The sequence below is a fragment of the Rhodococcus sp. 06-470-2 genome (assembly GCF_002258235.1).
Taxonomy (GTDB): Bacteria; Actinomycetota; Actinomycetes; order Mycobacteriales; family Mycobacteriaceae; genus Rhodococcoides.
In genome coordinates this window covers 243,258-258,391 of record NZ_NOYB01000011.1, presented here as the reverse complement: position 1 = coordinate 258,391, position 15,134 = coordinate 243,258, and the positions used below count along the sequence as shown (strand labels likewise).

Genomic DNA, 15,134 nt, shown 5'->3' with positions numbered 1-15,134 from the left:
GCTACACCCCCACTGTTTGCTCCAGCAACACCGACCGAGATGGTTTCCCGTCCAAGGATAGGATGAGATCGGCGATGAACTGGACCAATTCGACGTCGCGTACGCGCGCCGCCCCCACGCCGCCGCCCTCGACGCGCGGCAGCGGCAGCTGCACCACACCGGTGGTGGCCCGGTACGCAGCACTCGGGTACAGCCGCTTGAGGCGGATCTGCTTCGAATCGGGCAGATCCATGGGGGCCAGCTTCACCTGCGTTCCGGCGACGTTGACGTCGGTCAGGCCGTATTCCTTGGCGATCAGGCGCAGCTTGGCGATGGAGACCAGGCGGCCGACCTCCTCGGGCAGCGGACCGTACCGGTCGACGAGTTCGTCGATGACGGCGTCGATGCCCTCGGAATCGGCTGCCGCAGCGAGCTTTCGATAGCCCTCGAGCCGCAATCGATCGCTGGTGACGTAGTCGGGTGGGATGTTGGCGTCGACGGGCAGGTCGATGCGCACTTCCTTGGGTGCCTCGTCGGTGGTGATGGGCTTACCGTCGGCGGCCGCGCGGTACGCCTCTACCGCTTCACCGACGAGCCGCACGTACAGGTCGAATCCGACGCCTGCGACGTGACCGGACTGCTCCGCGCCCAGAACGTTTCCGGCACCACGGATTTCGAGGTCCTTCATCGCCACGGCCATACCGGCACCGAGATCGGAGTTCTGCGAGATGGTCGCCAGCCGGTCGTATGCGGTCTCGGTGAGCGGCTTCTCCGGCGGATACAGGAAATATGCGTAACCGCGCTCGCGACTACGGCCCACTCGGCCTCGCAGCTGGTGCAACTGAGAGAGGCCCAGCGAATCGGATCGCTCGACGATCAGCGTGTTGGCATTGGAGATGTCGAGACCGGTCTCGATGATGGTGGTACACACCAGCACGTCGGTCTCGCGCTGCCAGAAGCCCTGCACGGTGCGTTCGAGTGTTTCCTCGTTCATCTGACCGTGCGCCGTCGCCACCCGCGCCTCGGGCACCAGATCACGAATCTTCTTGGCCGCCTTGTCGATCGAGCTGACTCGGTTGTGCACGAAGAACACCTGGCCGTCGCGCAGCAGCTCGCGCCTGATGGCCGCGGCCACCTGCTTGTCGTTGTACGCACCCACGTACGTGAGCACCGGGTGCCGCTCCTCCGGCGGTGTGAGGATGGTCGACATCTCCCGGATTCCGGCCAGGCTCATCTCGAGTGTTCGCGGAATCGGCGTCGCAGACATCGTCAGCACGTCTACGTGGGTCCGGAGCGACTTGATGTGCTCCTTGTGCTCGACGCCGAAGCGCTGCTCCTCGTCGACGATGACCAGACCGAGGTCCTTCCAGGCCACACCGGTCTGCAGCAAGCGGTGCGTACCGACGACGATGTCGACCGTTCCGTCGGCCAGCCCGGCCATGACCTCTTTGGATTCGGAGCCGTGAGTGAAGCGGGAGAGCCCCTTCACCGTCACCGGGAACGACGCCATCCGAGCGGTGAAGGTCTGCAGATGTTGTTGTGCCAGAAGCGTTGTCGGAACCAGCACGGCCACCTGCTTGCCGTCCTGCACCGCCTTGAACGCGGCGCGAACCGCGATCTCGGTCTTGCCGTAGCCGACGTCACCGAGGATGACGCGGTCCATCGGCACCGCCTTCTCCATGTCGGCCTTGACGTCGGTAATGGCGGTCATCTGGTCGACGGTCTCGGTGAACCCGAACGCATCTTCCATTTCGAGCTGCCACGGGGTGTCGGGCCCGAAAGCGTGCCCGGGCGCTGCCTGACGAGCGGCGTACAGCTGCACGAGTTCGCCGGCGATCTCGCGAACTGCCTTGCGCGCCTTGCGTTTGGTGTTGGCCCAATCGGACCCGCCGAGCTTGCTCAGAGCCGGCAGCTCGCCGCCGACGTAACGCGAGAGCTGATCGAGCGAGTCCATCGGGACGAAGAGTCGGTCGCCTGGATGGCCCCGCTTGCTCGGTGCATATTCGACCACGAGGTATTCGCGTCGGGCGCCGCCGATGGTGCGTTCGACCATCTCGACGAATCGACCGATGCCGTGCTGATCGTGCACGACGCTGTCGCCGGCGACGAGGGCGAGCGGATCGACCTGGTTGCGACGCTTCGCCGGGAGCTTGCGCCCCTCGCCCGCTGCGGCCACGCGGTTGCCGGTCAGATCGCTCTCGGTGACGACCACGAGTTTCGCATCGGGAAAGACCAGGCCGTCGTGCAACGATCCGCACAGGACATTCACGACGTCGGCGACGGGGACCGCACCGGAATCGAGATGTGCCGCAGGCACTTCGGCCTCGGCGAGGCGTTCGATGATGCGGGAGGCGGTACCTGCACCCGCGACGGAGATGACCGCACGACCACCGGTGGCGATGTGCGCCCGCAACGTTGCGAACAGGGCCGTCAGCGCCTCCTCGGATCCCCGCACCTCCGGGACCGAATCGACGGCGAGTTCGACTTCTTCACCGTTGCCGGATGCCAACGGACTGATGGTCCACCACGGACGACCGTGCACCTGCGCCGATTCGCGAACTTGTCGAAGTGAACGGTAGGCCGAGGCACCGAGATCGAGAGACGCACCTTCGAGGCTGGACGTATCGAGAGTGGAGGTATCGAGCGGCGCAGCTCCTCCGATCGACGCCGCCGTCCAGGATGCTTCGAGGAACTCCTGCCCGGTGCGGACCAGATCTGTTGCGCGCGTTCGGATTCGCTCGGGATCGCAGAGCAATACGTGTGTTCCCGCGGGGAGGGTGTCCGCGAGCAACTGCAACTCACCCGGTTGCAGCAGCGGCAGCAGCGCCTCCATGCCCTCCACCGGGACGCCTGCGGACAGCTTGTCGAGCATCTCCACCAACGCGGTGTCGCCGGCGTTGTCGGCTGCGAGGACCGCGGCGCGGTCACGGACCTCCTGGGTGAGCAGCAGTTCGCGGCACGGCGGAGCGATGACGAGATCGACCTCGTGATCGGGCAACGAACGCTGATCGGAGACCGCGAACGCGCGGAGCTCGGTGATCTCGTCGCCCCAGAATTCCACGCGGACCGGGTGATCTGCCGTCGGCGAGAAGAGGTCGAGGATGCCGCCGCGGACGGCGAACTCGCCGCGCTTGCCGACCATGTCCACGCGCAGGTAGCCGAACTCGACGAGTCGGTGGATCAAGCCGTCGAAGTCGATGTCGAGGCCGACCTTGAGGGTCACGGGTTCGATTTCGCCGAGACCGGGTGCCATCGGTTGCACCAGCGAGCGGACGGTGGTGACGATGACGCGCAGAGGATCGCCGTAATCGGTGTCGCCGGGGCGAGCGAGCCGTCGGAGCACGTCGAGCCGCTTACCGACGGTATCGGCGCTCGGCGAGAGTCGCTCGTGCGGAAGCGTCTCCCACGACGGGAACATGACCACACCGCCGCCGAGGATCTGGCGGAGTTCGTCGGTGAGATCGTCCGCTTCACGCCCGGTGGCGGTGACGATCAACAGTTGCGTGTGCTGCGCGATCGCGGCGGCGACGAACGGGCGAACCGAGTGCGGTCCGATGAGTGTGTGTTCGGCGGTTCCGATCGCGTCGGCGACGGCCACCATGGCCGAATCGGTCAGCGCGACGCTGGCCAGACCCGAGAGTTGCAGCGCCGCGTCGGGAACGATCGGGGCCGGCCCGGATGAAGAAATGGCAGGCAGAGAATCGGAAGACAACAGCAATGCTCCTACAAGCGAGTCGAGGCGATGGCTGCTCACACACAGTCACGACCGAGTCTATGGGAGCACGCCGACAGCCCGGCGAGCGGGAGACGACGGGCTACGTCAGAGCATCGTCGAGAGAGACTCGGCAGCACTGCCCGACGGGACCGTCCGGCTCTATCCGGACGCCTCACATGCCGTCAACGGCGAGTATCCGGAACGGCTTCGCGACGACATCGCCGACTTCGTGGCCCGGCATCGCTAGTTACGGGCCGAAGCGGATGACGCGACGCGCTGCGAATTCGCGGAAGTAGTCGAGCTTGTTGGCGGGAACCAGCGCCGGGAGAAGGTAGTACCAGAGGCGCTCCATGCGCGACGGCAATTCCTCGGTGGTGGAGGTGGCAACTGCCACCATGTGTACGCCGGTGAGGATTTCCAGGACCAGAGATCCGATGGTGCGCGAATCCGAGTTGGGGTCGATGTCCCCCTGCGCGATGGCCTTGGCGGCGAGCCTGTCGAACGACTCGCTCCACCCGGCCATGACGTTGCCCTCGGTGCCGCGGTAATCGCCGATCTGATGGCTCAGCCGAAGCATGGCCGAGACCATGGGGTCGCTGACCGAGAGGTCGACGACGATGTAGGAAATACCGATCGCCGCTTCGAGTGCGGGGATTCGACCGTCGTTGAACTGCGAGCAGGCCGTCGTCAGACGAGCGTTGCCCTCGTCGATGACCGCACGTGCCAGTTCTTCCTTGGAGCCGAAATGGAAGTACAGAGCGCCCTTGGTGACCTGGGACTGAGAAATGATCTCGCTGAGGCTCGCGTTCGCGTACCCGAGGCGCAGAAATACGTTCGCTGCGCCAGCCAGCACGGTGTCGCGAGTGATTTCAGCGCGGGCCTGCCTGACCATGGGATCCGCCTTCGCAATAAGAACTGCCACTGCGCAAATTACGCCCGAACGGTACCACTGAGTGGCTTTACGTCTCGTGCCAACATGCATCGGTCCGATTGAAGCACTGTGCCGTAGGTGACACAGCTCTCATGGCCGACAAAGGGGACGATACCCCCTCATACGCCGCGGAGAGACCGAACCGTGTACTCATTCCTCGGTCAATCGAGGGTCCGCTTCCAGATTCGTCAGCCCGTTCCAGCACAGGTTGACCACGTGCGCCGCCACCACTTCCTTCGACGGGGTACGCACATCGAGCCACCATTGCGCGGTCATCGACACCATTCCGACGAGGGCCTGGGCGTACATCGGCGCGAACTCGGGATCGAGACCTCGGCGCGAGAAATCTCCGGCCAGCATGTGCCCGACGCGACCGACGGCCTCGTTGAGCAGCGACGAGTACTTGCCGTCCTCGGCGGAGACCGGAGAGTCACGAACGAGGATGCGGAAGCCGTCGGTGCGGTCCTCGATATAGGTGAGCAGCGCCAGCGCAACCCGCTCGACACGGATCCGCGACCTGTTGAGATCGAGGGAACTGGTGATCATTCCCAGCAGAGTCGACATCTCGCGGTCGACGATGACGGCGTAGAGACCTTCCTTACCGCCGAAGTGCTCGTAGACGACCGGCTTGGACACGTTCGCGCGTCCCGCGATCTCCTCGACGGACGCGGCCTCGTACCCGCGTTCGGCGAACAGCGTCCGACCCACCTCGATCAACTGCTCGCGCCGTTGCGTCCCCGTCATCCGGACCCGAGGTGAGCGTTCCTGCTCGGAGGCTGCGCCTGTCATGGAAAACCGCTTCCGTCACCGACCGTGTGCATTGTCAGACGCCACCCTCGACGTCTCCCTCACCCTAACCATGTCCGAACCATCCGGTTTCGAACGTCGCGAGTGCAGGGACAAGACCAACTCGAACGGTCTCATGTGCGCCGCGGTTCGACTCACCACTACCTCGCGTGCGAGGATCGTTGCGCTCAGTGGGAGCGCAGCGGCAGACGAAGGCGTCGTTCGATTCGTCGGCCACTGATGAAACCGCTGGCCGTTTATCCGCCGTGGTGTAATGGCAGCACCTCTGATTTTGGTTCAGATAGTTCAGGTTCGAGTCCTGGCGGCGGAGCGAGCAACATCATTCACGCATGCCGTCATTCGCGTTACCGCCTGAGGAGCTCAATGCCTGTGCAGACCGCCGTGGTCGTTCTCGCTGCGGGTGCAGGTACCCGAATGCGATCGAAGACTCCGAAAGTTCTGCACCCCCTGGCCGGTCGCACCATGCTTGCGCACGCCCTCCACGCAGCCGCCGACCTGGGCCCCGACCATTTGGTGACGGTCGTCGGACACGATCGCGAACGAGTCACGGACGCCGTCCAGGACCTCGCAGCCACCTTCGGTCGCACGATTCACACTGCCGTCCAGGATCGCCAGCTCGGCACCGGGCACGCCGTCCAGTGCGGCCTCGCTGCACTCCCGGACGACTTCGAGGGCACGATCCTCGTCACCGCAGCCGACGTCCCGCTGCTCGACGGCCACACTCTCAAAGCTCTGCTCGACGAGCATCTGAGCGCCCCCCGGCCCGCCGCGGCCACGGTTCTGACATTCCTGCCCGACGACGCCAACGGATACGGCCGCATCGTCCGCACCGACGACGGCGAGGTGGCCGAGATCGTCGAGCACGCCGACGCCACGCCCGCTCAGGTCCTCATCGGTGAGGTCAACTCCGGCGTCTACGCGTTCGACGCCGTTGCGCTTCGTACCGCCCTGGGCAAGCTCAGCACCGCCAACGCTCAGCACGAGCTGTACCTGACCGACGTCGTCAAGATCAGCAAGGCGGACGGCAAAGCCGTGTACGGCACTCAGCTCGCCGATCCCGATCTGGTGGTGGGCGTCAACGACCGCGTCCAGCTGGCGCACGTCACGTCCGTGCTCAACCGCCACATCATCGAACGGCACATGCGGGCCGGCGTCACCGTCGTGGACCCGTCGACCACCTGGATCGACATCGACGTCACCCTCGGCGCGGACGTCCGCATCGAACCCGGCGTCCAACTCCACGGCAAGACCCACATCGCCGACGACGCCATCGTCGGGCCCGACTCGACGCTGCGTGACGTCGAGATCGGCGAGCGCGCGTCGGTCGTGCGGACCCACGCCGAGCAGGCCGTGATCGGACCGGATGCCACCGTCGGACCGTTCACCTATCTGCGTCCGGGCACGGTGCTGGGCGCAGGCGGCAAACTCGGTGCCTACGTCGAGACCAAGAACGCGACGATCGGCCGCAACACCAAGGTCCCGCACCTCACCTACGTCGGCGATGCCACGATCGGTGACCACAGCAACATCGGTTGCTCCAACGTCTTCGCCAACTACGACGGCGTCAACAAGAGCCGCACGGAAATCGGATCCCACGTACGGACCGGTTCCGACTCGACGTTCGTCGCTCCCGTACATGTGGGCGACGGCGCTTACACCGGTGCAGGAACAGTGGTTCGGGACGATGTTCCTCCCGGCGCATTGGCCGTCTCCGGTGGTAAGCAACGCAATATCGAAGGCTGGGTCATGGACAACAGGCCCGGAACCGAAGCTGCGAAAGCAGCGGCGCTCGCAGATCGTGATCGGCAAGAACAAAAGGACGGCGAAGAGCAGTGACCACCCCTAATTGGATCGACAACCAGAAGAACCTGATGTTGTTTTCTGGTCGAGCACATCCGGAGTTGGCCGAGCAGGTCGCCAAGGAACTCGGAATCGACGTCACCCCGCAGACCGCGCGTGACTTCGCCAACGGCGAGATCTTCGTGCGCTTCGAGGAGTCGGTCCGCGGGTCGGACGCCTTCGTGCTGCAGTCGCATCCGTTCCCGCTCAACACGTGGCTGATGGAACAGCTCATCATGATCGACGCGCTCAAGCGCGGATCGGCCAAGCGCATCACCGCGATCCTGCCGTTCTACCCGTACGCCCGCCAGGACAAGAAGCACCGGGGACGCGAGCCCATCTCCGCTCGTCTGGTCGCGGATCTGCTCAAGACCGCCGGTGCCGACCGCATCATCACCGTCGACCTGCACACCGATCAGATCCAGGGCTTCTTCGACGGGCCCGTCGATCACATGCACGCACACAGCCAGCTCGCCGACCACATTCGGGCGACCTACAGCCTCGAGCACATCACCGTGGTCTCCCCCGACTCCGGCCGTGTACGCGTCGCCGAGAAGTGGGCCGACTCGTTCGACGGCGCGCCGCTGGCGTTCATCCACAAGACGCGTGACCCGTTGGTGCCCAACCAGGTCAAGTCCAATCGCGTCGTCGGTGACGTCGAAGGCCGCACCTGCATCCTCATCGACGACATGATCGACACCGGCGGCACCATCGCCGGCGCCGTGAAGGTGCTCAAGGAGGCCGGAGCCGGTGACGTCGTCATCGCCGCCACCCACGGCGTTCTGTCCAACCCCGCCGCCGAGCGCCTCGCGAACTGCGGTGCCAAGGAAGTGGTCGTCACCAACACGCTGCCGATCAGCGACGAGAAGCGCTTCGCAACGCTGACCGAGCTCTCGATCGCGCCGCTGCTGGCCCGCACCATTCGCGAGGTCTTCGAAAACGGTTCCGTCACCAGCCTTTTCAACGGCAGCGCATAACAGTCAGTCTGTTTCACCCCGCCCCGCCCACTCTCCGTCCGCGTCGCATGAACTACGTCACGTCCGTGACCGGAACATGCAGCTCGCGAGGCGGGGGTGTGCGGGGCGGGTTTCGTTGTCACCTAAGATGACTCGTCGTGATCGACGCAGACTCTCCCCACGGCCCGGCTGGAACTACTACGGTCAGAATTGCCCGATGGACGCCGGGCGGGTGCGTCTGGTGCGGTAGTACCGACAGCGTCGAGGACTTCCGAAACGAGCCGCGCTGCGGGCTGTGCCGCGAGAAGGAAGCGGTCATCGACGAGGCCAAGCACTTCATCGGGATGTACGGTCTGCGGCCCCTGGGCGGCACGCTGGCGTCCGAGGACGAGGAGGAGCGCGAGTACCGCGTCACGGCTCGGGATGCGCGTGAGGTGCTCAACCGTATTCGGCTCGAGAAGCTGCCCGATCCGGCTGCCGTCCGCAAAGCGTTGCGTCCCAGGGCCGCTGCTGCGGGAAACTCACCGGCCTCGACGACGTCCGGAGCGCCTGCGAAGGCACCGACGAAGAAGTCGCAGGCCGGTGTCACCGGAATCGATGCGATCGAACTGCAGTCACGTGTGCAGAAGCTGCTCGGCCAGCTCACCTCCGTCGACGAGCAGATCAGCGCACTCGACGGCGTGCAGGGCCTGCCGGCACGTGCACGCATGAAGGATCTCGAACGGCAACGCACCACAGTCCTGTCGACGCTGGCCGCGCTCGAGAAGGCTCGTCGCCGCACCAACTGATCCACGTAGTCTGATCGAGTGCTGCGCAAGCGTTCGATCTCACGGCAGGTGCTCGATGCCACCTACGCCGTCGTCTTCGTTCTGCTCCTGCTGCCGTCGACGCTGAGCGGACCGTACGGTTCTTCCGGCGCGGGTGTGCTGGTCGGTTTCGGCGTAGCGCTGGCCATCAGGCGCCGCTCACCGCGATTGTCGTTGGCACTGGCCTGGGTGCTGGCCGTCGTGCAGATGGTCGGCGGGGTGCTCCCCCTCTCCGCGGACACCGCAATCTTCGCGATTCTGTACTGCTCGGCCGCGTACGGCGACAGCGTCGTTCGACGCTTCGGGCTCGCGTCGGCCGTCGGCGGCGGAGTGATCGCCGCGCTGTACCTGGCGTACGTGGACGGCAATCCCTTCGGCCCGCCCACGGAGGAGGGCTACCAGGAACCCCGAATCGCGCAGTTCGCCCTGCTCCTCGCCGGCCTGTGGGCCATGCTCGGATTGTCCTGGGCACTGGGCCGTCTCGCCTACGCCCGGCGCACAGCCATCGAATCCGCACACGCCCGCGAGCTCGCCGAGGTACATCAGGCCCGCGCCGAACACGAAGTGGCAATCGAGCAGGAGCGCAACAGAATTGCTCGCGACATGCACGACATCGTGGCGCATTCGCTCGCCGTGGTGATCGCGCAGGCCGACGGTGCACGCTACGTACGCGCCATCGATCCCGCAGCCGTCGACACTGCGCTGACGACCATCTCCGACACCGCGCGCGATGCACTGACCGACGTCCGGGTGTTGCTCGGACAGCTTCGGCACAGTCAGGGCGATCTACCGAACCCGACACCCGACGATCTCGAGCGTCTCTTCGACCAGGTGCGCGCGACCGGACTGACCATCGACTCCTCGATCGACACCACGTCGGTGTCGTTGGGTGCCGGTGCGCACCTCGCGCTCTATCGCATCGCGCAGGAATCGCTGACCAATGCCCTACGTCACGGTGATCCCGACAAGCCCGTCAGCGTCACGATCGAATCCGACTCGGCGGGCATCGAATTGACGGTGCGCAACACCGTGCGTTCGGTGCGTTCGGCATCGGAATCGGGCGGGCACGGAATCGCCGGTATGAAGGAACGCGCCAGCCTCGCCGGCGGCATGTGCACCGCGTCCGGCGACGGCTCGTCGTGGACCGTGACTGCCTGGCTTCCTGCTGCCGGCTCGTCCACGAAGGGAATCGACTGATGGCAGATCGAATCGAGGTGGCTCTGGTCGACGACCAGCAGCTGTTCCGAGCAGGTATTCGTATGCTCATCTCCTCGCAGCCGGACCTGGAGTTCGTCGGGGAAGCGGGCAACGGGCGAGAGGCCGTGGAGCTCGCCGCGTCGGCGAAGCCCGATGTGATGCTCATGGACGTCCGGATGCCGGTGCTCGACGGTATCGCCGCCACCGAGCAGATCGTGGCCGCGTCCGATACTCCACCGCGGATTCTGGTGCTCACCACTTTCGATCTCGATGAGAGCGCCGCGCGAGCGATCCGCTCCGGAGCAAGCGGTTTCGTGCTCAAGGACGCCGACCCGGAATTTCTGCTCGCCGCGATCCGGACGGTCCATGCGGGTAACTCTGTGATCGCCGCGTCGGCCACGACGGGGCTGCTGGCGCACTTCACACCTACGCCCGAGGTACCGAAGGTTCCCGCCGAGTTCGCCACCCTCACCGCACGGGAGAAGGACCTGTTTCGACTCACCGCCCGTGGGCTGAGCAATTCCGAGATCGCCGCGATGGAATTCTTGAGCGAGGCGACGGTGAAGACACACATCAGTCGAATCTTCGCCAAACTCGCGTTGCGCGACCGAGTGCAGTTGGTGGTCTACGCATTCGAGCACGGACTCACCGGAGACTGACACCGAAGTCATCCTCTCGATGTACGAGGCGAAGACTCGCGCCTGATTACTCCTGTCCGCCCACTTCATAGCGTTGTGGGCATGACAACAACACTCCCCCCGGTCGCCCGGGCATTCCAGGTCAGCAAGTATTTCGGTGACTCGTCCAACCCGGTCAGCGCCCTCGACAACGTCTCTCTCGACATTCACGGCGGCCAGTTCACCGCCATCATGGGACCGTCCGGTTCCGGCAAGTCGACTCTGATGCATGTGATGGCGGGCTTGGACAACGCCAGCACCGGACATCTGATGTTGGCCGGTGCCGACATCACCGAGGCGAACGACGACGCACTGACGACGTTGCGCCGCACGCAGGTCGGGTTCATCTTCCAGTCGTTCAATCTCGTTCCCACCCTCGATGTTCGGGGCAACATCCTGCTGCCGTTCGAGCTCGACGGCCGCGCCCCCACCGCCGAAGAGGCGGCATGGACAGAGCAGCTCATCGACACTCTGGGATTGCGAGGGCGAGTGAACCACCGCCCGCATCAGCTCTCGGGTGGACAGCAGCAGCGCGTCGCGATCGCCCGCGCACTCGGTACGCGGCCGCACCTCATCTTCGCCGACGAACCCACCGGCAACCTCGATTCCCGAACCGGCCGTGAGGTTCTCGGCCTACTCGCCGCAGCGGTGCGCGAGTACGGTCAGTCGATCGTCATGGTCACCCACGACCCCATCGCGGCCAGCTACGCCGATCGCATCGTCTTCCTCGCCGACGGCCGCATCGCCGACGAACTGCCACGTTCGACGCCGGAGCAGATCTCGAGCTACATGCTGGGAATGGAGCACGCATCATGAACGGTGTGACTTCTGCTCGGGCGTCGAAGGAGCACGGCGCCAGTCTTCTGGTGACGTCGCTGGCGTCGTTCTTCGGTGTGGTGTTGATTCAGGCGACGGCGTTCCTGGTCGATATCTTCGGGGACATGGAAGGTGCCGCCGTCACGGCGCTCTACAGCGTGGCGCTGGTGTTCATCGGTCTCGCGCTGTATGTCGCGGCGGTGGTCACCTCGAACACGTTCGCAACGATCGTCGCGGGACGCACGCGCACCATTGCTCTTCTGCGACTCCTGGGTGCCCGGGCCCGTGACCTACGTCGATCGGTGGCCAGGGAAGGCTTCCTCGTCGGATTGTTCGGTGGTGCGGTCGGTTCGGTTCTCGGAGTCGGTGCCAGCCATCTGGCCCGTGCGGTCGCCGTCTCGGCCGGTCAGCTGCCCGATGTGGAGTACACGTCCGTTCAACCGCTGGTGATCCTGCCGGTGGTCATCGTGGTACTGACGACGACCCTCGCGTCGTATGTCGGGTCACGAAAGGTGCTGGATGTGACACCCGTTCAGGCGACCGGCGGTGCCGTCGACACGGGAGTGGAGGCTCCGCGGTCGCGCCGTATCAGGACGGCACTGTCGATCGTGCTGATCGCAGGCGGAGTGGCGCTGCTGGGGCTGGGGATCCTGGTCGGGATGGTGAACCCGGCCGGTGTTCTGGTGGCGTTCCTCGGCGGTGTTGCGTCGTTCACCGGAATCATGGTCGGTGCCTATCGAATACTGCCCGCGACGCTGAGGCTGGTCGGAAGACTGTTCGGCCGGGGGCCCGCGGCAAGACTGGCTGCGGCCAACGCAATTCGCTACCCGGATCGCAGTACCCGTACCGCTGTGGGACTGCTGATCGGCGTGACGCTGGTGACCACGTTCGCCGTCGCGATGTACAGCTACCGGTCGATGCTCGTCGACGAATACGACGAGGCCTCCGTCGACCAGGTACTCACCGTGACGGTGGGAATCATGACCGGACTGATCGGGTTCTCGGCTGTGATCGCGGCAGTCGGGATGGTGAACAATCTGCTGCTGAGCATTCTGCAGCGCACCCGAGAGATCGGTCTGCTGCGGGCACTCGGATTCACCCGCAAGCAGATTCGGACGATGATCGTCTCGGAGAGCAGTCAGATGGTGGTCGCGTCGATGGGTTTCGGTCTGATTCTCGGCATCGGTTACGGCTGGGCCGCAGCACAATCGCTGCTGGGCTCGCTGGATTCGCGCGGACTCACCGCCCCCACGCTGCCGTGGGTCGTCATCGCCGGAACCGTGCTGTGCGGTGGACTCCTCGCCCTCGGTGCGTCACTGACTCCGGCGCGACGTGCCAATCAGATCTCACCGGTGCTTGCATTGGCGGACGTCTGACCTCGAGGTCTGTACCGCTCGGCGATTGCCAGGGCCCGGCGGTACAGACCATCGTGCCGGCCGACGCCTCTGCTCAGGCTTCGCTGTCGAGTTGCGCCATCTGCGCCTCGGCGTAGCGCTCGCCCGCTACCGCATCTTTCGGCACGGTACTCTCGATCCGCGACACCTCCTCGGAGGTCAACGAGATCTCCGATGCAGCAATGGTTTCCGCCAAACGCTCGACGGTTCGTGCGCCGACGACGGGCACGATGTCGTCACCCCGGGAGAGGACCCAGGCAATGGCCAGTTGCGCGACCGAGACGTTGCGCTCGTCCGCGAGCTCGGCCAGCAACTCCACGAGTTCGCGATTCCTCGTCAGGTTCTCCCCTTGGAATCGGGGGCTGTGTGCACGGAAGTCGTTGTCGGCCAACACAGTAGACGTGCGGAACGTGTCGCTCAGCAACCCACGTGAAAGCACGCCGTACGCGGTGGTACCGACACCGAGCTCGCGGGCCGTGTCGAGAATGTCGTCCTCGATTCCACGCGAGACGATGGAGTATTCGATCTGCAGGTCGCAGATCGGGTGTACCGCCGCGGCACGACGCAGCGTCGCACTCCCGATCTCGGACAAGCCGATGTGTCGCACGTATCCCGCGTCCACCATCTCGGCTATGGCACCGACGGTGTCTTCGATCGGCACCTGCGGATCCAGTCGGGCGGGTCGGTAGATGTCGATGTGATCGACGCCGAGCCGTGCGAGTGTGTAGCCCAGCGCGCTCTTGACGGCGTTCGGCCTGCCGTCGAATCCGAGCCAGCTTCCGTCGGGTCCACGTAGTGCCCCGAACTTCACCGACAGCACGACCTCGTCGCGGTTGCGCTCGCTCAGTGCCCGACCGATGAGCATCTCGTTGTGGCCGGCACCGTAGAAGTCGCCTGTGTCGACCAGGTCGACGCCGGCGTCGAGCGCAGCGTGGATGGTGCGGATCGATTCGCCGTCGCTGGAATCGCCGTATGCGCCGGACATACCCATGGCACCGAGACCGATGCGCGACACCGTGGGTCCGGTATTTCCCAATCGTGTTCTGTTCATGCCGTCCACTGTGTGCTCTGTGGCGATTGTCGCGCCAGAGAGCGGTTGTCAGGGGACTGCCCGTCCCTGGTTCGGCTCGACGATTCGGTGGACACTGAGCGAGTGGAACGTGACGAACTGGCCGACTTTCTCCGACGACGACGGGCGCTGCTGACGCCCGAGGACGTCGGTGTGTCACCCGGACCGCGCCGCCGCACGCCGGGGCTGCGCCGCGACGAAGTGGCACTGCTGGCCGGGATGTCCACCGATTACTACACCCGCCTCGAACAGCGTCGTGGGCCGCATCCGTCCACGCAGATTCTCGGTTCGCTCGCCCGCGCGCTGAGATTGGACGACGACGAGCGCGACCATCTCTACATCCTCGCCGGCCAGGCACCGCCCACCCGTGTCGGCGCGGACAAGCACGTCGGGCCCGGCCTGATGCACCTGCTGACCAAGCTCGACGACACGCCGGCCTGCGTCGTGACAGACCTCGGCGAGATCCTGGCGCACAACGCGATGTACCTCGCGCTGGCCGAGGACCCGCGCAAGTACACCGGGCTCGACAGGTACGTGGTGTGGCGGTGGTTCACCGATCCCGGCACGCGCCGCAACTTCGTCCGCGAGGACTGGGATCGGATGGGCCACAAACACGTAGCCGATCTCCGAGCAGTGTCGGCCAGGCGAGCGGGCGATCCCGAGGTCGCTGTACTGGTCGAGCGTCTACGCGCCGCCAGCTCCGAGTTCGAGACGATTTGGAGCGAGCACCGAGTCGCATACAAGACGTCGGCGTCCAAACGCTTCGTGCATCCCGAACTCGGCGTGATCGCCGTTCATTGCGAGACCCTCGTGACCCAGCGAGAGGGCCAGCATCTCCTGGTCTATTCGCCGCAGCCGGGAACCGACGCCCGCGAGAAATTGAATCTGCTCGGGGTCATCGGTACTCAGCACCTGGGCGTCACTGCCTCCGAGTAGTCGAGGGCTCGT

General features: G+C 65.2%; 12 protein-coding genes and 1 tRNA gene. 9 read left to right on the top strand and 4 right to left on the bottom strand.

The features are described 5' to 3' along the window. Position 1: 1 nt before the first annotated feature. The 3 genes from mfd to CH276_RS08135 all read right to left on the bottom strand — a co-directional run bounded on the left by mfd (position 2) and on the right by CH276_RS08135 (position 5,414). Positions 2 to 3,580: a transcription-repair coupling factor gene (gene mfd, locus CH276_RS08150; RefSeq protein WP_235387239.1), complete on the bottom strand. Its 3,579-nt coding sequence runs from the start codon at positions 3,578 to 3,580 to the stop codon at positions 2 to 4. A 361-nt stretch (positions 3,581 to 3,941) separates the two neighbouring features. Then, positions 3,942 to 4,586: a ScbR family autoregulator-binding transcription factor gene (locus CH276_RS08140; RefSeq protein ID WP_032395696.1), complete on the bottom strand. Its 645-nt coding sequence runs from the start codon at positions 4,584 to 4,586 to the stop codon at positions 3,942 to 3,944. A gap of 189 nt (positions 4,587 to 4,775) precedes the next feature. Next, complete coding sequence (locus CH276_RS08135; RefSeq protein ID WP_082073772.1) at positions 4,776 to 5,414, bottom strand: TetR/AcrR family transcriptional regulator; 639 nt, start codon at positions 5,412 to 5,414, stop codon at positions 4,776 to 4,778. 257 nt (positions 5,415 to 5,671) lie between these two features. Between CH276_RS08135 and CH276_RS08130 the strand changes: the two genes are divergently transcribed. The 8 genes from CH276_RS08130 (at position 5,672) to CH276_RS08095 (ending at position 13,099) form a co-directional block, all read left to right on the top strand. Further along, positions 5,672 to 5,742, top strand: a tRNA-Gln gene (locus CH276_RS08130). A 53-nt stretch (positions 5,743 to 5,795) separates the two neighbouring features. Then, the gene (glmU, locus tag CH276_RS08125) at positions 5,796 to 7,268 is read left to right on the top strand and encodes a bifunctional UDP-N-acetylglucosamine diphosphorylase/glucosamine-1-phosphate N-acetyltransferase GlmU (RefSeq protein WP_032395698.1); all 1,473 of its coding nucleotides are present in this window, start codon (positions 5,796 to 5,798) and stop codon (positions 7,266 to 7,268) included. Then, positions 7,265 to 8,248 carry a ribose-phosphate diphosphokinase gene (locus CH276_RS08120; protein ID WP_032395699.1) on the top strand — a complete coding sequence of 328 codons (984 nt, stop codon included), beginning with the start codon at positions 7,265 to 7,267 and terminating at the stop codon, positions 8,246 to 8,248. The genes glmU and CH276_RS08120 overlap by 4 nt, the downstream gene beginning before the upstream one ends. Positions 8,249 to 8,385: 137 nt before the next feature. Continuing rightward, positions 8,386 to 9,015 carry a hypothetical protein gene (locus tag CH276_RS08115; RefSeq protein WP_254924305.1) on the top strand — a complete coding sequence of 210 codons (630 nt, stop codon included), beginning with the start codon at positions 8,386 to 8,388 and terminating at the stop codon, positions 9,013 to 9,015. Between the two features lie 18 nt (positions 9,016 to 9,033). Further along, on the top strand, positions 9,034 to 10,230 hold the full coding sequence (locus tag CH276_RS08110) for a sensor histidine kinase (RefSeq protein ID WP_094631259.1): 1,197 nt from the start codon (positions 9,034 to 9,036) through the stop codon (positions 10,228 to 10,230). Then, positions 10,230 to 10,889 (top strand): response regulator, encoded by a 660-nt coding sequence (locus CH276_RS08105; protein WP_094631258.1) that lies wholly within the window; start codon positions 10,230 to 10,232, stop codon positions 10,887 to 10,889. Before CH276_RS08110 ends, CH276_RS08105 begins: the two co-directional genes overlap by 1 nt. A gap of 81 nt (positions 10,890 to 10,970) precedes the next feature. Beyond that, entirely contained in the window at positions 10,971 to 11,723 is a 753-nt protein-coding gene (locus CH276_RS08100) for an ABC transporter ATP-binding protein (RefSeq protein ID WP_094631257.1), read from the top strand. Continuing rightward, positions 11,720 to 13,099, top strand: coding sequence for an ABC transporter permease (locus CH276_RS08095; protein WP_094631256.1), 1,380 nt, complete (start codon positions 11,720 to 11,722; stop codon positions 13,097 to 13,099). Before CH276_RS08100 ends, CH276_RS08095 begins: the two co-directional genes overlap by 4 nt. A gap of 73 nt (positions 13,100 to 13,172) precedes the next feature. Here CH276_RS08095 and CH276_RS08090 read toward each other — a convergent pair whose 3' ends face one another. Further along, positions 13,173 to 14,168, bottom strand: coding sequence for an aldo/keto reductase (locus CH276_RS08090; protein WP_094631297.1), 996 nt, complete (start codon positions 14,166 to 14,168; stop codon positions 13,173 to 13,175). Positions 14,169 to 14,270: 102 nt separating this feature from the next. Between CH276_RS08090 and CH276_RS08085 the strand changes: the two genes are divergently transcribed. Further along, the gene (locus tag CH276_RS08085) at positions 14,271 to 15,122 is read left to right on the top strand and encodes a helix-turn-helix transcriptional regulator (protein ID WP_094631255.1); all 852 of its coding nucleotides are present in this window, start codon (positions 14,271 to 14,273) and stop codon (positions 15,120 to 15,122) included. Positions 15,123 to 15,134 lie beyond the last annotated feature (12 nt).

Coding starts and splice junctions, on each gene's coding strand:
- CH276_RS08135 (WP_082073772.1), bottom strand. CDS start 5,414: ATGACAGGCGCAGCCTCCGAGCAGGAACGCTCACCTCGGGTCCGGATG.
- CH276_RS08095 (WP_094631256.1), top strand. CDS start 11,720: ATGAACGGTGTGACTTCTGCTCGGGCGTCGAAGGAGCACGGCGCCAGT.
- CH276_RS08140 (WP_032395696.1), bottom strand. CDS start 4,586: ATGGTCAGGCAGGCCCGCGCTGAAATCACTCGCGACACCGTGCTGGCT.
- glmU (WP_032395698.1), top strand. CDS start 5,796: ATGCCTGTGCAGACCGCCGTGGTCGTTCTCGCTGCGGGTGCAGGTACC.
- CH276_RS08105 (WP_094631258.1), top strand. CDS start 10,230: ATGGCAGATCGAATCGAGGTGGCTCTGGTCGACGACCAGCAGCTGTTC.
- CH276_RS08090 (WP_094631297.1), bottom strand. CDS start 14,168: ATGAACAGAACACGATTGGGAAATACCGGACCCACGGTGTCGCGCATC.
- CH276_RS08100 (WP_094631257.1), top strand. CDS start 10,971: ATGACAACAACACTCCCCCCGGTCGCCCGGGCATTCCAGGTCAGCAAG.
- mfd (WP_235387239.1), bottom strand. CDS start 3,580: ATGGTGGCCGTCGCCGACGCGATCGGAACCGCCGAACACACACTCATC.